Annotated in this window: 22 protein-coding genes; 15 read left to right on the top strand and 7 right to left on the bottom strand. The window is 52.3% G+C overall.

Going from position 1 to position 17798, the window contains the following annotated elements; all coding sequences use genetic code 11:
- The first annotated feature begins 115 nt into the window (after positions 1 to 115).
- The gene (locus tag LOK74_RS10800) at positions 116 to 946 is read left to right on the top strand and encodes a lipoate--protein ligase family protein (RefSeq protein WP_230046635.1); all 831 of its coding nucleotides are present in this window, start codon (positions 116 to 118) and stop codon (positions 944 to 946) included.
- 180 nt (positions 947 to 1126) lie between these two features.
- Here the strand turns inward: LOK74_RS10800 and dat are convergent, their stop codons facing one another.
- On the bottom strand, positions 1127 to 1963 hold the full coding sequence (gene dat, locus LOK74_RS10795; protein ID WP_230046634.1) for a D-amino-acid transaminase: 837 nt from the start codon (positions 1961 to 1963) through the stop codon (positions 1127 to 1129).
- 109 nt (positions 1964 to 2072) lie between these two features.
- Here dat and LOK74_RS10790 point away from each other — a divergent pair, with 109 nt between their 5' ends.
- The gene (locus LOK74_RS10790) at positions 2073 to 2630 is read left to right on the top strand and encodes a CBS domain-containing protein (RefSeq protein ID WP_230046633.1); all 558 of its coding nucleotides are present in this window, start codon (positions 2073 to 2075) and stop codon (positions 2628 to 2630) included.
- A gap of 142 nt (positions 2631 to 2772) precedes the next feature.
- Here LOK74_RS10790 and LOK74_RS10785 read toward each other — a convergent pair whose 3' ends face one another.
- A complete protein-coding gene (locus LOK74_RS10785) occupies positions 2773 to 3795 on the bottom strand; it encodes a hypothetical protein (RefSeq protein WP_230046632.1) in 1023 nt (340 codons plus the stop codon).
- Positions 3796 to 4009: 214 nt separating this feature from the next.
- Here LOK74_RS10785 and mntR point away from each other — a divergent pair, with 214 nt between their 5' ends.
- Complete coding sequence (gene mntR / locus LOK74_RS10780; RefSeq protein WP_230046631.1) at positions 4010 to 4438, top strand: transcriptional regulator MntR; 429 nt, start codon at positions 4010 to 4012, stop codon at positions 4436 to 4438.
- 103 nt (positions 4439 to 4541) lie between these two features.
- Positions 4542 to 5510 carry a patatin-like phospholipase family protein gene (locus LOK74_RS10775; RefSeq protein WP_230046630.1) on the top strand — a complete coding sequence of 323 codons (969 nt, stop codon included), beginning with the start codon at positions 4542 to 4544 and terminating at the stop codon, positions 5508 to 5510.
- Between the two features lie 40 nt (positions 5511 to 5550).
- Here the strand turns inward: LOK74_RS10775 and LOK74_RS10770 are convergent, their stop codons facing one another.
- The gene (locus tag LOK74_RS10770; RefSeq protein ID WP_230046629.1) at positions 5551 to 5898 is read right to left on the bottom strand and encodes a hypothetical protein; all 348 of its coding nucleotides are present in this window, start codon (positions 5896 to 5898) and stop codon (positions 5551 to 5553) included.
- Positions 5899 to 5931: 33 nt separating this feature from the next.
- Positions 5932 to 6870, bottom strand: a complete 939-nt coding sequence (locus LOK74_RS10765; RefSeq protein ID WP_230046628.1) for a DUF1385 domain-containing protein — start codon at positions 6868 to 6870, stop codon at positions 5932 to 5934.
- 210 nt (positions 6871 to 7080) lie between these two features.
- Here LOK74_RS10765 and LOK74_RS10760 point away from each other — a divergent pair, with 210 nt between their 5' ends.
- The 7 genes from LOK74_RS10760 (at position 7081) to LOK74_RS10730 (ending at position 13091) form a co-directional block, all read left to right on the top strand.
- A complete protein-coding gene (locus LOK74_RS10760) occupies positions 7081 to 7470 on the top strand; it encodes a YqhR family membrane protein (RefSeq protein ID WP_230046627.1) in 390 nt (129 codons plus the stop codon).
- Positions 7471 to 7537: 67 nt separating this feature from the next.
- On the top strand, positions 7538 to 7993 hold the full coding sequence (gene aroQ, locus LOK74_RS10755) for a type II 3-dehydroquinate dehydratase (protein ID WP_230046626.1): 456 nt from the start codon (positions 7538 to 7540) through the stop codon (positions 7991 to 7993).
- A 64-nt stretch (positions 7994 to 8057) separates the two neighbouring features.
- Entirely contained in the window at positions 8058 to 9131 is a 1074-nt protein-coding gene (locus LOK74_RS10750) for a M24 family metallopeptidase (RefSeq protein WP_230046625.1), read from the top strand.
- 42 nt (positions 9132 to 9173) lie between these two features.
- Positions 9174 to 9731 carry an elongation factor P gene (efp, locus tag LOK74_RS10745; protein WP_230046624.1) on the top strand — a complete coding sequence of 186 codons (558 nt, stop codon included), beginning with the start codon at positions 9174 to 9176 and terminating at the stop codon, positions 9729 to 9731.
- A gap of 261 nt (positions 9732 to 9992) precedes the next feature.
- Entirely contained in the window at positions 9993 to 11033 is a 1041-nt protein-coding gene (locus tag LOK74_RS10740) for an ABC transporter substrate-binding protein (protein ID WP_230046623.1), read from the top strand.
- A gap of 79 nt (positions 11034 to 11112) precedes the next feature.
- Positions 11113 to 12120 carry a FecCD family ABC transporter permease gene (locus LOK74_RS10735; protein WP_230046622.1) on the top strand — a complete coding sequence of 336 codons (1008 nt, stop codon included), beginning with the start codon at positions 11113 to 11115 and terminating at the stop codon, positions 12118 to 12120.
- Positions 12117 to 13091, top strand: a complete 975-nt coding sequence (locus tag LOK74_RS10730; RefSeq protein WP_230046621.1) for a FecCD family ABC transporter permease — start codon at positions 12117 to 12119, stop codon at positions 13089 to 13091. Before LOK74_RS10735 ends, LOK74_RS10730 begins: the two co-directional genes overlap by 4 nt.
- A gap of 23 nt (positions 13092 to 13114) precedes the next feature.
- Here the strand turns inward: LOK74_RS10730 and LOK74_RS10725 are convergent, their stop codons facing one another.
- The 3 genes from LOK74_RS10725 to comA are packed head-to-tail and all read right to left on the bottom strand — an operon-like array spanning position 13115 to position 15157.
- Positions 13115 to 13585 (bottom strand): DUF441 domain-containing protein, encoded by a 471-nt coding sequence (locus tag LOK74_RS10725; RefSeq protein ID WP_230046620.1) that lies wholly within the window; start codon positions 13583 to 13585, stop codon positions 13115 to 13117.
- Between the two features lie 40 nt (positions 13586 to 13625).
- Complete coding sequence (locus LOK74_RS10720) at positions 13626 to 14342, bottom strand: 2-phosphosulfolactate phosphatase (RefSeq protein WP_230046619.1); 717 nt, start codon at positions 14340 to 14342, stop codon at positions 13626 to 13628.
- Complete coding sequence (gene comA, locus LOK74_RS10715) at positions 14333 to 15157, bottom strand: phosphosulfolactate synthase (RefSeq protein ID WP_230046618.1); 825 nt, start codon at positions 15155 to 15157, stop codon at positions 14333 to 14335. The genes LOK74_RS10720 and comA overlap by 10 nt, the downstream gene beginning before the upstream one ends.
- A 166-nt stretch (positions 15158 to 15323) precedes the next feature.
- On the opposite strand from comA, the gene LOK74_RS10710 reads away from it, so the two are divergent.
- The 4 genes from LOK74_RS10710 to spoIIIAB all read left to right on the top strand — a co-directional run bounded on the left by LOK74_RS10710 (position 15324) and on the right by spoIIIAB (position 17796).
- Positions 15324 to 15587, top strand: coding sequence for a YqhV family protein (locus LOK74_RS10710; protein WP_230046617.1), 264 nt, complete (start codon positions 15324 to 15326; stop codon positions 15585 to 15587).
- Positions 15588 to 15670: 83 nt separating this feature from the next.
- Positions 15671 to 16174 carry a CD1247 N-terminal domain-containing protein gene (locus tag LOK74_RS10705; protein ID WP_230046616.1) on the top strand — a complete coding sequence of 168 codons (504 nt, stop codon included), beginning with the start codon at positions 15671 to 15673 and terminating at the stop codon, positions 16172 to 16174.
- 153 nt (positions 16175 to 16327) lie between these two features.
- Positions 16328 to 17290 carry a stage III sporulation protein AA gene (gene spoIIIAA, locus LOK74_RS10700; RefSeq protein ID WP_230046615.1) on the top strand — a complete coding sequence of 321 codons (963 nt, stop codon included), beginning with the start codon at positions 16328 to 16330 and terminating at the stop codon, positions 17288 to 17290.
- Positions 17278 to 17796, top strand: coding sequence for a stage III sporulation protein SpoIIIAB (gene spoIIIAB, locus LOK74_RS10695; RefSeq protein ID WP_230046614.1), 519 nt, complete (start codon positions 17278 to 17280; stop codon positions 17794 to 17796). The genes spoIIIAA and spoIIIAB overlap by 13 nt, the downstream gene beginning before the upstream one ends.
- Positions 17797 to 17798 lie beyond the last annotated feature (2 nt).

The raw sequence follows: 17798 nt of genomic DNA, 5'->3' as shown, positions 1-17798 counted from the left end.
AACAGGCAAAGAGTTTATCTGCTATCCTGTTTGAATCGTCTGCACAGGTGAGGAGGAACAGGGCTGTTGAGGACGGTCTTTCGATGCAAGCTTTTCCCAAAAGGAGGAATCAGCGATGGAGCAGTGGCGATATGTATTGACGAAGGCGATGTCTCCCGAGATGAACATGGCCGTGGATGAAGCGATTCTCACTTTACATAGTGAAGGAAAAGTGCCGCCGACGGTGCGGTTTTACACCTGGGAGCCGGCGACGCTGTCGATCGGTTACTTCCAAAAGGCGGAGAAAGAGATTGATACAACAGCGGTCAAGCAGCTTGGACTGGGTTTCGTACGGCGGCCAACTGGCGGACGGGCCGTGCTGCACGACCAAGAGTTAACGTACAGCGTCATCGTGTCAGAGCGTCATCCCCGGATGCCGACCAGTGTAACAGAGGCGTACAAGATTATCAGCATGGGACTGCTGCATGGCTTTCAGGAGCTCGGTCTAAGAGCAGAGATGGTGTCCCTTGCGACAGAAGAAGAGAAGGCAAAATACAGCTCACCAGGATCGTCAGCTTGCTTTGACTCGCCTTCCTGGTATGAGCTGGTTGTGGAAGGGAAAAAGGTGGCAGGTAGTGCGCAGACACGACAAAAAGGTGTGATTCTGCAGCATGGGTCCATCCTGCTTGACATGGATGTGGATCTCTTGTTTTCTCTGCTTCGTTTTCCGTCAGAGCGGGTAAAACAGCGGATGATGGACAGCTTTCGAGAAAAGGCAGTTACGATTAACGAAGTAAGCGGAGCCCAGGTTGGCCTGGATCAGGCGATAGATGCCTTTTTCGCAGGGTTTGCCTCCGGTTTAGGCGTGGAGCTAATCGAACAACCGCTCACGGATGAGGAGCTGGCTCTGGCAGAAGAACTGAGCCGCACACGTTATGCCACACCAGAGTGGAACTTTCGTCGCTGACCCGGCAGCTCTCTGGGCCGTAGACGAGCCAGGCAGTCATGGAAATGGCAACGTTTTATCGTTTATACAAAAAATAGGTCTCTACAAAAAATGGATAGAGGTCAGAATTCCCCTGACCTTCTATCCATTATTGGCTTTACCGTCACATTGATTTTCTGACGTTCGAAACATGTGGTGCAATTAGCCAATCGTACCTTCAAATGCCTCCTGCAGCTTGCGGACAACCTCTCCGACCTGCCCACTTCCTACAGGCTTTCCGTCTAACGATACGACAGGCATAACTTCTACAGTCGTACCGGTGAAAAACAATTCATCAGCTTGTTTCAAAAACTCGGCATCGAACGTTTCTTCCCGTACCTCCAAAGAGAGAGTTCCGGCCAGTGCAATCACAATCTGCCGTGTAATGCCGTGCAGAATCAGGTGGTTAGCGGGGTGGGTGTACAACACATTGTCCTTTACGACAAAAAGGTTGGACGAACTGCCTTCGGTAACGGTTCCGTCGCGGTGCAAGATCGCTTCGAAGGCCCCTTGTTGTTTCGCCTGCTGTTTGGCCATGGCTGCTCCCAACAGATTCAAACTTTTGATGTCGCAGCGAAGCCAGCGAATATCGGGAATGAGCGCCGCTGCGATGCCGTTTTGCATTTCCGCGCGTGGCCGTTCCTTCTTCCTGGCAAATGCAGATAGGATCGGACGCAGTCCTTCGGGAAATTCATGCTGCCGGGGAGCAGTTCCTCTTGTTACCTGCATATACAGAATGGCATCGTCGGTTTCCGTGATGCTGTTCTTGTCCAGAAGTTGTTCAGCAATCGATTGAAGTTCACTGCTCGTCCAAGGGAATGCGATTTGCAGTTCTTTGGCGCTTCTTGCCAATCGGGTGTAATGGGCTTCCCACTGATATATTTTTCCCTGGTAGATGCGAAACACCTCGTAGATGCCGTCTCCAAACTGATACCCTCGATCCTCCGGATGGATATACGCTTCGGCAGCCTCCACCCATCTACCGTCTACATAATACATGGTTTCTCCCCCTGAATATTGTTTTTCTTGGCTATTTCTTCATCCAACATAGCAGAAGGATTCGACAAGGTCAATCCTTCTAACGGACGTCAAGATAGCCTTGGACCAGATGAAAGCAAAGCAGCTGTGGAGCATTCCGGTTGTCGCGGATGATGGTTCCTTTTACGGTGCGCTTAGCAAGCGGAGTTTGTTTGAGCTGTTTGAGAAGGGCTTGTTTCGTGGTTCTTATGAGGAGTTTATCCAATTGCCGCTTGCTGAAGGAGTGGATAGACGGGTTCCCGCCCTCACGGAGCAGCATCTGTTTGAAGATGCACTGCCGATCATCGTCCGCTACCCGTTTGTGCCTGTCGTTGACGAAGCAAACCACTTCCTGGGGATCCTGAAGCGGAAAGATGTCGAGCTTGAACTGGAATCGGCGTTCGGCATGAACATCGCTGCCACCCGAATGGTGATTGCCCAATACGAGCGTAAGGGGATTTTACAGGAGATCATGTCCACTTTGGTCAAGCATGACGCCAACGTCGTTTCTTGCATCTCCTTTGACTCCAAACATCACGGGGTGAGGCGCATCTTGACCAAGTACAAATCAACGGAGAGTGGGGAGCGGATCAAGCAGGATTTGGAGCAGCGCGGCTTTGTTGTCACTTCGCTGCTGGACAATCACTGAACATCCCTGAACATCCCTGATGATCCCAGATGATCCCAGATGATCCCTGTAAGGATCTGACGGTCGCCTGCCCAAACAGTCGGGACTGCACGGCTCTGCGGCAGCGACTGGACTGAGCATGCTGTGGACAGCGACTGCGTCATCATGCGCGAAGCTTCCTCCAGAGCAGCAGAAAAAACAGGATCAAGCCCAAAAAGGTAGCTGCTACGTAAGTGAAGGGCACAAGCGGATCCAGGCTGCCGCACAGGAGTGCGGCGGCCAGCATGGCCCCGCAAAACGAAAGCAAAAGGGCGGTTCGGTTCAACTCAAAACGTTCTGACAAGAGTGATGTAAGACAATACAACCAGACGATGACAGTGAACAGGGCATGCAGCCAGTCCAACGCCTGATAGAGCAGAAAACCAGCGGCAAGTGATTCGTGAAACACTTCATACAGCGGTGTTTGCGAATCGTGCACATCGTGCCAGTAAGAGAGGATGGCCAGGTGCCCCAGCAACAGCAGCAGAGCAAATATCCCCCCGCCCCAGATCACCCCATGTTGAAGCGACCGGTTGTCGTTCGTGCGTTTTGCCAGCATGATCGCGACAATAGCAAGCACCAAAAGATGAAGACCGATGTACTGCAGCGCAGACCACAGCCAACCCAGGTTTAACTGATACGATAAGCTGGGAAATGGTATGGGACGAAGATCGAGAAAAAAGGAACTGTGGACCACAATTCCGACGATGGGCAGCCAACTGATCCATGCGATCAGGCGCTGCCAATCAATCCGTTCAGCAAACTGCCAAACCAGTACCACCATTAGTGCAGCTGCTGCGAGAAACGAGAGGAAGCCGGCTGCCTGCAGTTTTTCCGCCAATTGCGCCATGACACCACCTGTCAATAAGAGTACGATCAGATGGATGGCAATCGAGAAGGCTGGAGCTGCTGCGTGACCTACCAGAAGCGTCAGCAATTGGCCGATATCCTGTACCTCATGCTCCTGACAAAGTTTGATCAGCTGATAACCGGCCCAAGCCAGGCTGTACGAGGCAAGTACCAGCCCAAGCATACCCCAGCTGCCGTAATACGAAAAGAAGTGAAGCACTTCCCATCCACCGAGGTATGAGGCCCCTACTGATGAGAAAGCGAAGATCCCGGCAATCTGCCATACCTGGTTTTTCATCCGCATCATCCTTTTACCGAACTGGTACAAGTGTATGAGTGGGACTGTCCCATTCAGAACTGCTCGTTGTGATGGAAGCGGGCTCGTCAGGATGATGACAGAAAACAGCAACTTTTGTAGTAGTACAGGTTTTCCTTGATCCTGGCGTGGTCACAAGGTATGATGAATTTACATGCTTTTGGGCAAGATTGGTTGAAAGAAACGAGGGATTTGTGTGCCGACACCCAGTATGGAAGACTATTTGGAGAGAATCTACAATTTGATTGAAGAAAAAGGTTACGCTCGTGTCTCCGACATAGCCGAAGCACTGGAAGTACACCCATCTTCCGTTACGAAAATGGTACAGAAATTGGACAAGGACAAATACCTGGTGTATGAAAAGTACCGTGGGTTGGTGCTGACACCAAAGGGGAAAAAAGTTGGCAAGCGTCTAGTGGACCGGCACACATTGTTGGAAGAGTTTCTACGCCTGATCGGCGTTGACGAGGAACACATCTACAAGGATGTCGAAGGAATCGAGCACCATCTCAGTTGGGAATCGATTACTTGTATTGAATACCTGGTGCAGTACTTTCAGCAAGATCCGGCAAGGGCGGCGGAGCTGCAGCGGATCCGCCGCGAAGAAGAGGGCGCGGAGGGATAGACCTTGCTTGCACAGATCGTCAGGATCTGTGTTTTTTTGCGCCAAAAAGGATGAGACAGGAAAACCTTCACCCGATTATGATAAGAAGAGGGGGTGGAGGCGATTGAATGCGGATGCGGTTTTTGAAGGTGGGGGAGTAAAAGGGATTGCTTTTATTGGTGCACTCCAGGTGATGGAGGAGCATGGATATAGATGGGAAAAAGTAGCTGGTACCTCTGCCGGCTCGATTGTTGCCGCCCTGCTGAGTGCGGGATACACCAGTCATGAACTGTACCACATTTTTGAGCGATTTAACTATCAATCCCTGCTGGTGCGGCGTGGATGGTTGCGGCGAGTGCCGCTTATCGGTCCTGCCTGGGAGTTGTTGACCAAAAAAGGATTATATCCCGGTCAGCCGATCGAGCGATTTGTGGGTGATTTGCTGCGGCGCAAAGGGATCTGCACGTTTGGTGATTTGCCCACGGGGAAGTTGAAGGTAATCGTTTCGGACATCTCAGATAATCGGATGCTGGTGCTGCCAGATGATTTAGTCGACTTTCAGCTAAACCCGGAGACATTCCCGATAGCTCGTGCCGTTCGGATGAGTTCTTCCATTCCATACTTCTTTCAACCCTACCTGCTTCGCAAGGCATCCAATGCGGTAGCCCACTATACCGTCGATGGCGGATTGCTGAGTAATTTTCCCGTTTGGTTGTTTGATGTGGAGCAACCGCGCTGGCCCACATTCGGATTCCGTCTCAGTTCGCCGTCACCTAGCGACATGGATAGAGCACCTGCTCCTGAAAACAGGATCACCGGTTTGATCTCCTACAGCAAAGCACTTGTCACCACCATGCTGGATGCCCATGACCGGCTTTTCGTAGAAAAGGCTGCAGCAGTGCGTACGATTTTCATACCGACCAAGGGAATCAGAGGAACACAGTTTGCGCTCGCATCACAGATAAGAGAGGAAATGTATCGATCGGGCCGGAAAGCTGCGGAACAGTTTTTGCAGACATGGGATTTTAACAAATACGTAGCCGCGTTTCGACAGCCTGTTCCGCCTGCTGCCCAAAACAAGAGTGGCTGCTGAGTACAGCAGCCACTCTTATTTTCCATTCAGAGAGCATGGATCAATGATAGGTCTTGGATCGCTGCTCGCTGTTTTTGCCGTCTTCCTTCCCTTTTTGTCCTTCGATCACCTGAAACGGATACTGCTTCCGGGCATGATCGGTGCTTTTTTTCTGTGTCCGTGGGGCATGTTTGATATGTTTCGTTCCCGATGAAGACTTTTTCCCTGGAGACGTTTTGCCCGGCAGGAAGCGACCTGTCTTCAGGAAGTTGTTGACAAAGAAGAGCAACAGTGCTGTCATTCCAATGATCAGGAGTGTCTGGATCGGGTCCCGGATCAATTGTTCAATGAAGCCGATTATCGCAAAGAACAGCACGATCTGGATAATCGGGTGAATGCGCATGGACATAAGGGCCTCACCTCGGACGAATTAGAAGCTTGTTCAACCGGTTGAAGCAAAACGGTTTTCTGTCAGTAGTTGATCGCTCTCACGCATTTTCTGGAAGGAAGCGATCGCCACTTCCACCTGACTGTCGTCTGGTTCACGCGTCGTAATTTTTTGCAGCCACAAACCAGGATAGCCGAGAAAACGAAGTACAGGTGTATCGCGAAAGCGGTTTGTCCATTGCAGGACTTCATAGGATACACCAATGACCACTGGCAGCAGGTAGATACGCTGGACGACGCGTTCCCACATCGTCTGGTAGTCCACTAGCGAATAGACCACTACGCCGACGAGCACGGTGAAAATGATGAAGCTGCTGCCGCAGCGGTAGTGAAGCGTGGAAAACTGCTGTACGTTTTTTACTGTTAATTCTACCCCTGCTTCGAACGCGTTAATCACTTTATGCTCCGCTCCGTGATATTGGAAGAGCCGTTTGATCAGCGGTGTCTGGGCGATCGTGAGGATGTAGGCGAGCAGCAAGATGATTTTGATCCCGCCCTCAACCAGGTTGGACCAGACTCCGTTAGGTATCCAATGACCAAACAGATAGCCGGCGAGCAGAGCAGGCACCACCGTGAACAGCAGTTTGCCGAACAAAAACGAAAGCACCCCGACTACTGCTACACCCAGGATCAGGGTTAGTTTGGACGGGCCCGCCTCACTGCCTGCTTCATCTGATTCGGCACTATACTGCTCTGTAGAGAAGTTTAAGTGTTTCGCTCCGCTCGCGCTTGCTTCGATCAGACCGACGATTCCGCGCACAAACGGGATCTTTTTTAAGGGTTTGGTCCACTTGATTTCCTTCCGCGGCTCTTCAAAAAAGGCAATATCTTGATTCTTTTTGCGAATCGCTGTGATGGTCACACGCTTGCCGCCGAACATGACTCCCTCGATGACAGCCTGACCACCATAGCTGGGTACGTTTTGTTGCGTCAAAAAAGATCACCTTCCTCCTAATCCTTATTGTAGCGTAAACACCTTTCCTCTGCTACATGGAGATTGCTGTTTTTTCCAATCCCGATTGGTGAAAATGTTGGGTTCGTGCACATACTACCAACGAGGTGATGACAGGTGTATGCGACAAAATCAAAACAGGCCCCGCGCGAACGTGACACCCGAGTAGAACCAAACCATTGGAGGAAAATCATGGAGGTATCGGTAGGTGTTACAATTGTTTGGGCCATACTGCGGATGGTTGCGACATTTTTTCACTTTACCCCCTATGGGAACTACGTCTTCTCCCGGCCATTTGTCGGTTTGCCCTCTGAAGGGACTAGCACCGGAGCGGTGATCGGACTGATCGTCTTGTTTGTGATCTCGTTTGCAGCGACGCTTGTGTATGCCATTTTATTTGCGCGGTTCAAACTGTGGTGGGGTGGAGTGCTGTATGGGGCTGCATTGTTTCTCTTGTTTGGTCTCTTGTTTGAGATGTGGCGGTGGAAGGGAGACACGCTCAGCACCGAACTGGCCTGGTTCCTAACCTATGGCTTGTTTATTGGACTGAGCTTGACGGCGGAGCGGTTCGATGAGATCTGACGCCTGTTCAAGCCCATCTACGTTATGGTAAAATGACCTGGAAAAATTCTCTTGCTGGGAGGTTTCCATGGTTTCCTTATTGGTACTGAATGGCCCCAACCTAAACTTGTTGGGGATGCGGGAACCGGACGTTTACGGCCGCGAAACGCTGGACGATATCGTAACACATCTGGCGCAGGTGGCTGAGCAGGTTGGCAGCTCGATCACGCATCGACAGTCCAATCATGAAGGCGAACTGATCGATGCGATCCACTCGGCGAAAGGGGTACATGATGGCATCATTATCAACCCAGGTGCCTTTACTCATTACAGCTACGCCCTGCGTGATGCGATCGCCGCGGTCAACCTGCCCACGATTGAAGTGCATCTCTCCAATGTCCATGCTCGGGAGGAGTTTCGGCATCGTTCTGTGATTGCACCAGTCGTATTGGGACAAATCGTCGGACTGGGCAGCAGCGGCTACGAGTGGGCTCTACGCGGGCTGGTGCGGCATCTGCAACAGAGGTCTGTTGGAAGTGCATAATCGAGATGCTTCTCAGGCAGTTTGACAGAGCGGCAAGACGTATCGATCGAAGGGGGAGAGGAGTATGAAGGGACGAATTGAGAAAGTAAGAGCGATCCTGAAAGAAAGACAGTTGGACGCGATCATTACCGGTCACGCTGTGAACCGTCGCTACATCAGCGGTTTTACGGGCTCAGCGGGTGTTGTGATTGTGTCCATGGATCAGGCTGTGCTGTTGACAGATTTTCGCTACATCGATCAGGCGCAGGCAGAAGCCCCTGATTTTACGGTAATCAACCACCAACGGGATGAGAAGGGAGCCATATTCACCCAACTACAGGCGATGGGGGTAAAACGGCTCGGCTTTGAGAAGCAGGCAGTCAGCTTCGCCCTTTACGAAGAATGGAACACTCATTTCAAAGGGATTGAACTGGTTCCCACCGAAGGGATGTTTGAACAACTGCGTATGATCAAAGACGAATCGGAGCTAGCGATCGTCAAGGAAGCTGTGCGGATCGCCGATGAAGCGTTCACCCACATATTATCTTATTTGAAACCGGGTATCCGCGAGCGCGATGTAGCGCTGGAGTTGGAGTATTTCATGAAGCGAAACGGTGCGGAGGCTGCAGCGTTTGACATTATCGTCGCGTCTGGAGAGAGGGGCGCACTGCCCCACGGCAGGGCAAGCGACAAAACGATCCAGTCTGGTGAGATGGTCACGATGGATTTCGGTGCCTTGTACAAGGGGTATTCCTCCGATATTACCCGCACAGTTGCCGTTGGCGAACCGGAACCGGAGATGAAGCAGATCTATGAAATCGTCCTTCGGGCGCAGCGGAATGGTGTGGAAAAGATTCGCGCCGGGATGACAGGCAGGGAAGCAGACGCTTTGACGCGGGACGTAATTGCAGAGGCAGGCTATGCAGAGCAGTTCGGCCACAGTACGGGCCATGGTCTGGGCCTACAGGTGCATGAGGCGCCGGGTCTGGCTATGAGCAGCACCACTGTGCTGCAGCCAGGCATGCTCGTCACCGTCGAACCCGGCATCTACGTCAGCGGTTTGGGCGGTGTACGGATTGAAGATGATGTGGTGATCACGGAAAACGGTTGTGAGATTTTGACGAGATCAACAAAAGAGTTGCTCATCCTGCCCGTCTAAGTTTATAATATTGCTGTTATTGTTCTGTTTAGGAGGCTTGTGATGATATCCGTAAACGATTTTCGTACTGGCTTGACGATCGAAGTGGATGGCAACATCTACCAAGTAGTTGAGTTTCAACACGTGAAACCAGGAAAAGGCGCGGCTTTTGTACGCTCCAAACTGCGCAATCTGCGCAACGGAAATATAACCGAGATGACCTTCCGTGGCGGTGAAAAAGTAAACCCGGCCCGCATTGAGACGAGCACGATGCAGTATCTCTACGGGAGTGGCGACGAGTTTACGTTTATGAATACGGAAACGTTTGAGCAGATTACCTTTCCTCGCAGTCAGATCGAGCGTGAACTGAATTTCCTCAAGGAAAACATGAACGTGCAGGTCATGCAGTACAACGGCGAGACGATCGGGATTCAACTGCCCAACACCGTAGAGTTGGTCGTAACCGAATGTGAGCCTGGGGTCAAAGGTGACACAGCTACCGGCGCCACCAAAAAAGCGACGCTGGAAACCGGATTTGTGGTCAACGTACCGCTGTTCGTCAACGAAGGCGACAAGCTGATCATCGATACGCGTTCGGAAGCGTACGTATCTCGCGCATAAGGTGACTCACAGGATAAAAAAGAGTTGGGGTTCTTCTTAAGGAGCGAGGAGGAACCCAGCTCTTTTTGTTTTGGATAAAATCGTACATGCAACGCGATGTGCTTTTCTCAATTGGGGCTAGACAGAGGTCGCAGAATGAGGTACTATCGTACTTGTAATTTTACGAAATGATATTCATTATCATTTTCAACTACTCATTTCTGACGGTATCAGACTGGGAAAGAACCTGAACTACTACATAAGCATGGGAGAGATGACAACATGAAAAAGCAGACAAAAACGTGGACCACCTTGCTGTTGGCTCTGTTCTTCGGGATAACGGTTCTCGCAGGGTGTGGAGGACAGGCCGGACAGGATTCATCCACCTCAGGCTCCGCTGCCGGAGAGTCGGGCACCCAGACACAGCAAATGGAAAACACCGGTCAGGAGCAACGTACCTTTCAAACTCCCAACGGAGAGTTTACCATCACAGGGGTACCGAAGCGCGTCGTAGGCCTCAGCATCCAGTCGCTTGACTCGATGGTTGCGCTTGGAATTGAGCCGGTCGGCATGGCTCTTCCTCCAACAGGTGTTCCGGAGTATTTGCAAGAAGGTTTGAAGAACAGCACCTCTGTCGGAGATCGACGCGAACCCAACCTGGAGACGATCCTGTCTCTGGAACCAGACTTGATTGTCGTTGAAGATAATTATGCTGGCCCGATCATGGACGAGTTGAAAAAAATTGCACCGACCATCTCATTCCGCGCTAATTCCTGGCAGGAGGCGATGGAGCACCACGTCCTGCTTGGCGACATCTTGGGCAAAAAGGATGAGGCGGAAGCGTTTGTCCGCGATTTTGAAGCGAAACTGGACGAAGTGAAGCAAAAAACGCCAGGGGGCGTCTCGGCACTGGGGATGTTCCTGATTGGCGATGCTTACTCGATGTGGCTGGACAATTCGTTTGTCGGTTCCATTTTGACATCGCTCGGCGCTGACTATGCCTTGAAACAGAGTATGTTAACCGGTGAAGAGATGACCGAAGAGAATAAAGAGTACGCTAGTGAAAGCCGCTTTGTGAAGCTGAATCTGGAGAAACTGATTGAACTAAATCCACAAGTGCTGTTTCTGATGTCCAAAAAGGATGATCTGATCAGTGAAAAAATGAATGGAAACCCCGTGTGGTCCAAGCTGGATGCAGTGCAAAACGAACGTACCTACGAAGTAGATCGCAACATCTGGTCGCGTGGGCGCGGTCCGCTTGCCGCCAAACTGATTGTAGAGCAAGCCCCTTCGCTCTTGTATCCTGATGTGTTCAAGAAATAAATACGATCTTGTTTTAGGACAAAAGCGCCGAGGATGACGGCGCTTTGTGTCATGGATTGACTCGGGGGTGGATCATAACATGCATGGCAAGCGACAGACGAATCCGATCATACGGGTTGTTCTTACTTTACTCATCGGACTATTTCTTTTACTGCTGGCTGTCATCTATAGTACCTTTGCCGGAACGATGCAGCTTGATGTCTCAACCGTATGGCAGGCGCTATGGCAGCCGTCTGACACCGTGGAACGGGCTGTCGTCTGGGATTTGCGTCTGCCGCGAGCACTGTTGGGCGCATTGGTCGGTGCCAGCCTCGCTGTTTCCGGAGCACTGATGCAGGGAATCACCCATAACCCGCTGGTTGAACCGAAACTAATCGGGGTGACCGCGGGTGCTTCTCTGTTTATTGTTGGACTAACCGTCTTGTATCCTGATTTTCCGATTGGGTGGACGCCATTTGTGGCATTTGCAGGAGCGGCAACCGGTGGGCTGCTGGTTTATTCGATGGCATCGCAGCGGGGTGTCACACCACTTGGCCTAACGCTGGCCGGCGTGGCTGTTTCCCTGTTCCTCAGTGCTCTGATGATGGGGATTCTCGTGATTGACTTGGAGACAGCGGGACTGGTGATCTTTTGGCTGGCTGGCGGTTTGGCTGGACGAGGCTGGTCACACGTCTCCATGATGCTCCCTTGGGCGATCAGCGGATTGGTGATCGCATGGGGGTTGTCTTCGCGGATGAATGCACTCCAGTTGGGGGATGAAGTGGCGCAAGGGTTGGGGATCTCATTGGATGCAACTCGCTTATATGCGGCACTGGTGACCGTGGTACTGGCCGGCAGTGCTGTTGCGGTTGCCGGACCGATCGGGTTTGTCGGCTTGATCATCCCACACGTGAGCAGGTCGCTCGTAGGCAGTGACTATCGGGTATTGGTTCCGGTTAGTGCGATTCTCGGTGCGTGCTTGCTGGTATACGGAGATATTGCGGCGAGGACGATTCGTGAGCCGTTGGAGTGGCCCGTGGGTGTGCTAACAGCGTTTATCGGTGCCCCGTTCTTTCTCTATCTGCTGAGAAAGGAGCGGGGACGATGAAGCAAAGACCTTTCTTGATCGGATTGCTGCTATCGTTAGTCGTTGCCATCTTGCTTGCCATCCAGTTTGGCGGTGTGGCGATGTCATTGCATGATGTGATCAACGGGCTGTTTATGGCAGACGATTCGTTGGCAGGGAAGTTGGTTTGGGAATACCGGATGCCGCGGATTCTCGTCGGGCTGCTCGTCGGTGCCAATCTAGCTGTGTCTGGAGCGATTTTGCAGGGGATTGCGAGGAACCCGTTGGTAGATACCAACATTATCGGCATGAATGACGGAGCCGGGTTTGCTGCTGTTCTGGTGATCACAATGGTGCCCAGTGCTTCCGCTTTTCTTTTGCCGTTGAGTGCGTTTTCAGGCGCACTGTTGGCTGTGACACTTGTCTATGTGTTGGCATGGAAGCGGGGAATGAGTCCGGTGCGCCTCGCCCTGGCCGGGATTGCTCTGGCCGCGCTATTTGATGCCGGGATTACGGCGATGATGATTGGGGCGACCGATCAGGTGGGAGCGGCGCTGCTTTGGCTAAAAGGCAGCTTGTGGGGCAGAGGCTGGGAACACTTTTTCTCATTACTGCCTTGGTCCCTGCTCAGCTTGTCCCTTGCTTGGCTGCTCGCCCCCCGGATGAACGCGATCTGTCTGGGCGATCAATTGAGCAGGGGATTGGGTATGAGGTTGGAGCTTGCCAGGGGAACGCTGCTTTTTGTCGCCGTTGTGATGGCTGGCAGCGCGGTTGCTGCAGCGGGGACGATCGGTTTTGTCGGATTGGTGGTACCCCATCTGGTACGTCTGTGGGTAGGTGCTGACTATCGCATCTTGATTCCGATCTCGGCACTCGCCGGGGGGTTGCTCGTGTTGGTGGCAGATACGGCAGGCCGTACCTTGTTCGCGCCGACCGAAGTGCCAGCAGGTGTGTTTACAGCGCTTCTCGGGGCACCGTACTTCCTCTACCTGTTGCGCAAGGCGCTTCGCTGAACTGTCCCAGTTGCTGCTCGTTGTCACATCGATCTGGTTAGCCATTCGTATACTTTAAGCAAAAAGGCGGTAATCCCGGCGGCCATCAATGGACCGACGGGAATCCCGCGGAAAAACACGATGCCGATGATCGAACCGATCACCAACCCGACGATCAGGTGCGGTTCGGCTTTCAGCAAATCAAGTCCTTTCCCGTTCATGTAGGTAGCCACCGCACCGCCTGTTAGCGCCAGTATACCGAGAAGTGTCGTGAAGAGCGGTGTAATGTCTTTCCACGTGACCTTCTCGCTGGCGAACGGTACGAGTACGGAGATGGTCAAAAAGAGCAGGCCGAGTTCCATGCCGCGCCGCTCGACTGCTGGGAAAAAGCGGTCCAGTGACGTCAGCTTCAGCACCAGCAGCATACTGGCTGCGGTGGCGATAATCGGCGAGCGGCCGATTAATCCTACGATGATCAGTACGACTAGCATCACTTCTCCCGACCAATAAGACATGTTGATCGCAACCCCTGTCCCTTTTCTTTCCTCCTTCACTCTATGAGACAAGGTGTGGATATATGCGTTTCTCCCGCAAGACGGGGACCAGTTGATAGAGGTCAACGCGACAGCAATGATCGATGTCGGCTGTGTACTGCTGCTGAACCAACCGTTTAGCAGTTGCACTTAGCATGACTCTTTCGGTTAATGCTTCGGCAAACTGCTGATAACTTGCTTCCAGAGCGACGCCGAGATCGCAGACCGAGAGAGTCGGTTCTCGCTGTTTGGCCCGATGGATCATCAGGCCGGCAGCCAATCCGTCTTCCAGGGCAAATTCCTGGCGGCTACCAGCACAATAGAGTGTGATGTCAGCCCGTTTGGCCAGTGCCTGCTCCATACAAGCAGTTGCGTTTAAAAAACAGCCGACCAACAGCATTTCCGCCCGCTCAGCCTTGTGGATGGCCCGGGTTCCGTTGGTCGTCGTCAGGATCAGATGCCGCCCGTCAGCTTCTGCTTTCATGAGATCGGTCGGGGAGTTATTATAGTGAAAATCGCTTATCTTTTTGCAGTGACGCTCTCCAGCCAGTAGTGAATGACTGTTGCGCAGGGCAAAGGCTTGCCCGACAGTGTCGACCGGCACGATATAGGAAAAGTCGTGGGCCAGCGCCGTCACAATTGTACTGGAGGCACGCAGTACGTCAATCACCACCACCGTTCGTTTGGCGATCTGGTCATGGCGAATCTCATCGACAGTCTCCACAACCTCTATTCGCATGTCGCTTTACTCCTCTCGTCAAGGATCCTGTGAGCTGTATCACCTCGTAACCCTCGCCGCAAGGTTTCTACGGATAGTACATCATTCGTTGCGATGTTGCCCAGGTTGGTCGCAAGTCCCAATGTCTCCAGAAGAGCCACTTGCTGCTCTTTGCGCGGCGCTTCCCAGATCAGCCGCGAAGCTTGTGAACCGGCAGAGATCTGTACATCACGTACGAATGAACGATCTGTTTCACCATTACAGTTGAACACCCCAACATTGCCGCTCTCTCGCGCTTCCACAATCACATAGTCGGCACCGGCGCGCAGGTCTTCGTCCAGTGTTTGCAGCAGGGGGTCGAGGTCGGCAGTAAAACTGGCTGCTTTTTTGCCGAATTCCGTATAGACGACCAAGCCTGCCTCCTTGGCCAAGCCGATAGCCTGCCAACGCCGTTCTTTGCTGATAGGAAGGCTCCCGTCTGAGACCTCGATTGCGGTAAATCCGAGGGACTTGATGATCGAGATATAGTGTTCCACCGATTCTGTGGTACAAGCCACTTCAAAAAACGTCCCACCCGGCATGATCTGTACATGGTGCATGCGTGCAAGGGCTATTTTACTCTGCAACAGGCTGGTCGGATACAGCACGGATGTACCGAAGCCCAGTTTGTATACATCAATGTAGTCAGCAGATACATTCATCACGTCTTCAAACGAATGAAGACCAAGGCCTTTGTCGATGACCATCGTAAGTCCCTGCTGACGCGGCTTGCTGGTACGCTCTGCGGATGGATCATGCCAGACAGGCGGCCAAAACGATGCTCCATGTCCACTCATATTGTTTCCCCTCTTCTTTAGGCGTTTGCTTCAGTCTATGCCGGACAGGCAGGAGGAGTGATACGCGCACAGTTGAAGTGGGCATTTACCCAGTCTTGGGAAGAGAATTGTGACAAGACTATTGCCTGAACACGGAGCATAAAGTGTTTGTAGGGGAGGGACGAGTATGCTTGAAAAGGCGATTATCGGTATGGCATCGCTGCGGTTTCTGTCAGGAACGATCGAGATTCTGGCAGCCGTGTTGATCCTGAAACTGAATCAAGTGGAGAAGGCGTTGCTGGTTAATTCGGGGTTGGCCCTGGTCGGCCCGATTATCCTGCTGACGACGACAACGATCGGACTGGTTGGCATTTCGGAACGGATCAGTTTCCATAAATTGCTCTGGATTTTTGTCGGTATTGCCTGTATTTTGATCGGCATACGAAAGTGACAGATGGAGCAGTTCATTTTTTCCATTTGTAAGCCGATCCCGATCGGGCACAATACAGTTGTAGTCTGCGAGGAGGGGTTGCAATGGAACAATTGGAAAAGCGTATATCATATCTGCGCGGTCTGGCGGATGGCTTTGATGTCAGCGAGACCAGTCGGGAAGGAAAAGTGTTGGTCGATATGATCCAGGTAATCGACGACATGGTTGCCGAGATGAAAGAACTACATGTTCGCGTGCAGGAAACGGAAGAGTATCTGGAGGCAGTTGACGAAGACTTGAGTGAGTTGGAATACTTGCTCTTCGATGAGGAAGCACTGTATGAAGTAGTAGATGAAGAGGATGAGCAAGCGAGCGATGAGTTTTACGATGATGAGTATTACGATCTGGACGACAGCGAAGATGCTTACATCTACGACAGGACAGACGAGGCGAGAACGGCCGCCCATGAGCATACGGGACAATCCTATGAGATTGAATGTCCCACCTGTCGTGAAGTCATGTTTTTCCACGAAGGGATTGATGACGAAGGGTATCGCCATTATGTCATAGAGCCTTTAAGCGAAGAGGGTGTAATTAACCCGACCTGACCAGATCGGTTGCAGGGTTTGGGCGAAAGCTTGTCAGCAGATATTGCTGGCAAGCTTTTTTGTTGAACGGGAGCAGCCTGTTTTTCTGGCATAATTCTCGTCCAACTCTGCATAGGATGGAGATAAGTCTGAGTGGACAAAGAGGTGGTATGCGTGAAAGAGATACTCGCCATTCTACCGGCTCCCGTCCGCAACATCTTATCTGTTTTGCCGACAGCGGTCAGAGAGAATATCGAGGAGATCCGGCTGAGACAACAGCAGCCCCTGGAGATCCGCTACGGTCAGCAGGCCAGTTATGTCACATCGAGCGGACAACTAACGGCCAACTCCCGGCAGGGGTGGGTATTTACGGAAGAGCAAGCCGCAAAACTGCTCAACCTGGTGAGTCAGCACTCGTTATACGCGCTGGAAGAAGAACTGAAGCGTGGATACATCACGATCGTTGGTGGTCACCGGATTGGCCTGGCCGGAAAAGTTGTCATGGAACGGGGAGAAGTAAAAGGGATACGCGAGATCACCAGCTTTAACATCCGCATTGCCAGAGAGAAGCGGGGGGCCGCTCAAAAGGTACTGCCTTATTTATTCGCCCAGGGGAAAGTGTACAACACCCTGGTGATCTCTCCACCGCAGTGCGGCAAGACAACCCTTTTGCGGGATATGGCCCGCTCGATCAGTTATGGCAACGAATATGCCTCCAGTCGAAAAGTCTCAATCGTGGACGAGCGTTCCGAGATTGCCGGATGTCTGCACGGTGTCCCCCAGCGTGACGTTGGACCGCGAACGGACGTGTTGGACGCCTGTCCCAAAGCACTGGGCATGATGATGATGATTCGAACGATGTCCCCTGAGGTGATCATCGTCGATGAGATCGGCAGGGCGGAGGACAGTGAGGCGATCTGGGAAGCGATTCACGCCGGCGTTTCCATCATTTGTTCGGCGCATGGTTTTGACCTGGAGGAAGCGTCTCGTAGACCGATGTTGGGCAAGCTGATCCAACAGGGGGCGTTCGACCGCTACATCGTGCTGAATCGTACGTCGGGTGTTGGCACCATTGAAGGGGTCTACGATGCCAGTCTGACGCCGCTCAAGAGAGAAGAAGTGGCATGGCCAAGCTGATCGGAGCCGTTTTGATCCTGTTTTCCGCTTCCATGATCGGATGGCAGATCAGCAAGTCCTACGCGAATCGCCCCCTGCAGCTGCGAGCATGGCTGCTTGCCTTGCAGATGCTGGAGACGGAGATTGTATACGGGTCAACCCCGCTTCATCGGGCTTTCGCCAAGATCGGGCACCGTGTCCTCCCGGCGATCGGTCGGATCTTTCTGACGGCTGCGGACCAACTGATCACAGATGAAGGACAAGCGACACAAGCCTGCTGGCAGACAGCGATGGAAAAACACTGGACAGGTACGGCTTTGCGCAAACCGGAAAAAGACGTACTGCTGGGCTTGGGCTACATTCTCGGAAATTCTGACCGTGAAGATCAGCAAAAGCATCTCAGATTGGCCGTTACGCACCTGCGCGCACTGGAAGAAGAAGCAAGAGTCGAGCAAACCAAGTATGAAAAGATGTACAAAACGCTGGGCGTTCTCAGCGGTCTCCTGCTGGTTATCCTCATGTTCTAGAA

The organism is Brevibacillus humidisoli, from assembly GCF_020923435.1.
GTDB classification, from domain to species: Bacteria; Bacillota; Bacilli; order Brevibacillales; family Brevibacillaceae; genus Brevibacillus_E; species Brevibacillus_E humidisoli.
The sequence above is the reverse complement of the archived record's forward strand: the minus strand, read 5'-3'. Positions and strand labels throughout refer to the sequence as shown.

What these genes read in the sequence shown, in the direction of transcription:
- LOK74_RS10800 (WP_230046635.1), top strand. Translation starts at nt 116, where the DNA reads ATGGAGCAGTGGCGATATGTATTGACGAAGGCGATGTCTCCCGAGATG.
- dat (WP_230046634.1), bottom strand. Translation starts at nt 1,963, where the DNA reads ATGTATTATGTAGACGGTAGATGGGTGGAGGCTGCCGAAGCGTATATC.
- LOK74_RS10790 (WP_230046633.1), top strand. Translation starts at nt 2,073, where the DNA reads ATGAAAGCAAAGCAGCTGTGGAGCATTCCGGTTGTCGCGGATGATGGT.
- LOK74_RS10785 (WP_230046632.1), bottom strand. Translation starts at nt 3,795, where the DNA reads ATGAAAAACCAGGTATGGCAGATTGCCGGGATCTTCGCTTTCTCATCA.
- LOK74_RS10770 (WP_230046629.1), bottom strand. Translation starts at nt 5,898, where the DNA reads ATGTCCATGCGCATTCACCCGATTATCCAGATCGTGCTGTTCTTTGCG.
- LOK74_RS10760 (WP_230046627.1), top strand. Translation starts at nt 7,081, where the DNA reads ATGGAGGTATCGGTAGGTGTTACAATTGTTTGGGCCATACTGCGGATG.
- aroQ (WP_230046626.1), top strand. Translation starts at nt 7,538, where the DNA reads ATGGTTTCCTTATTGGTACTGAATGGCCCCAACCTAAACTTGTTGGGG.
- LOK74_RS10750 (WP_230046625.1), top strand. Translation starts at nt 8,058, where the DNA reads ATGAAGGGACGAATTGAGAAAGTAAGAGCGATCCTGAAAGAAAGACAG.
- efp (WP_230046624.1), top strand. Translation starts at nt 9,174, where the DNA reads ATGATATCCGTAAACGATTTTCGTACTGGCTTGACGATCGAAGTGGAT.
- LOK74_RS10740 (WP_230046623.1), top strand. Translation starts at nt 9,993, where the DNA reads ATGAAAAAGCAGACAAAAACGTGGACCACCTTGCTGTTGGCTCTGTTC.
- LOK74_RS10735 (WP_230046622.1), top strand. Translation starts at nt 11,113, where the DNA reads ATGCATGGCAAGCGACAGACGAATCCGATCATACGGGTTGTTCTTACT.
- LOK74_RS10730 (WP_230046621.1), top strand. Translation starts at nt 12,117, where the DNA reads ATGAAGCAAAGACCTTTCTTGATCGGATTGCTGCTATCGTTAGTCGTT.
- LOK74_RS10725 (WP_230046620.1), bottom strand. Translation starts at nt 13,585, where the DNA reads ATGTCTTATTGGTCGGGAGAAGTGATGCTAGTCGTACTGATCATCGTA.
- LOK74_RS10720 (WP_230046619.1), bottom strand. Translation starts at nt 14,342, where the DNA reads ATGCGAATAGAGGTTGTGGAGACTGTCGATGAGATTCGCCATGACCAG.
- comA (WP_230046618.1), bottom strand. Translation starts at nt 15,157, where the DNA reads ATGAGTGGACATGGAGCATCGTTTTGGCCGCCTGTCTGGCATGATCCA.
- LOK74_RS10710 (WP_230046617.1), top strand. Translation starts at nt 15,324, where the DNA reads ATGCTTGAAAAGGCGATTATCGGTATGGCATCGCTGCGGTTTCTGTCA.
- LOK74_RS10705 (WP_230046616.1), top strand. Translation starts at nt 15,671, where the DNA reads ATGGAACAATTGGAAAAGCGTATATCATATCTGCGCGGTCTGGCGGAT.
- spoIIIAB (WP_230046614.1), top strand. Translation starts at nt 17,278, where the DNA reads ATGGCCAAGCTGATCGGAGCCGTTTTGATCCTGTTTTCCGCTTCCATG.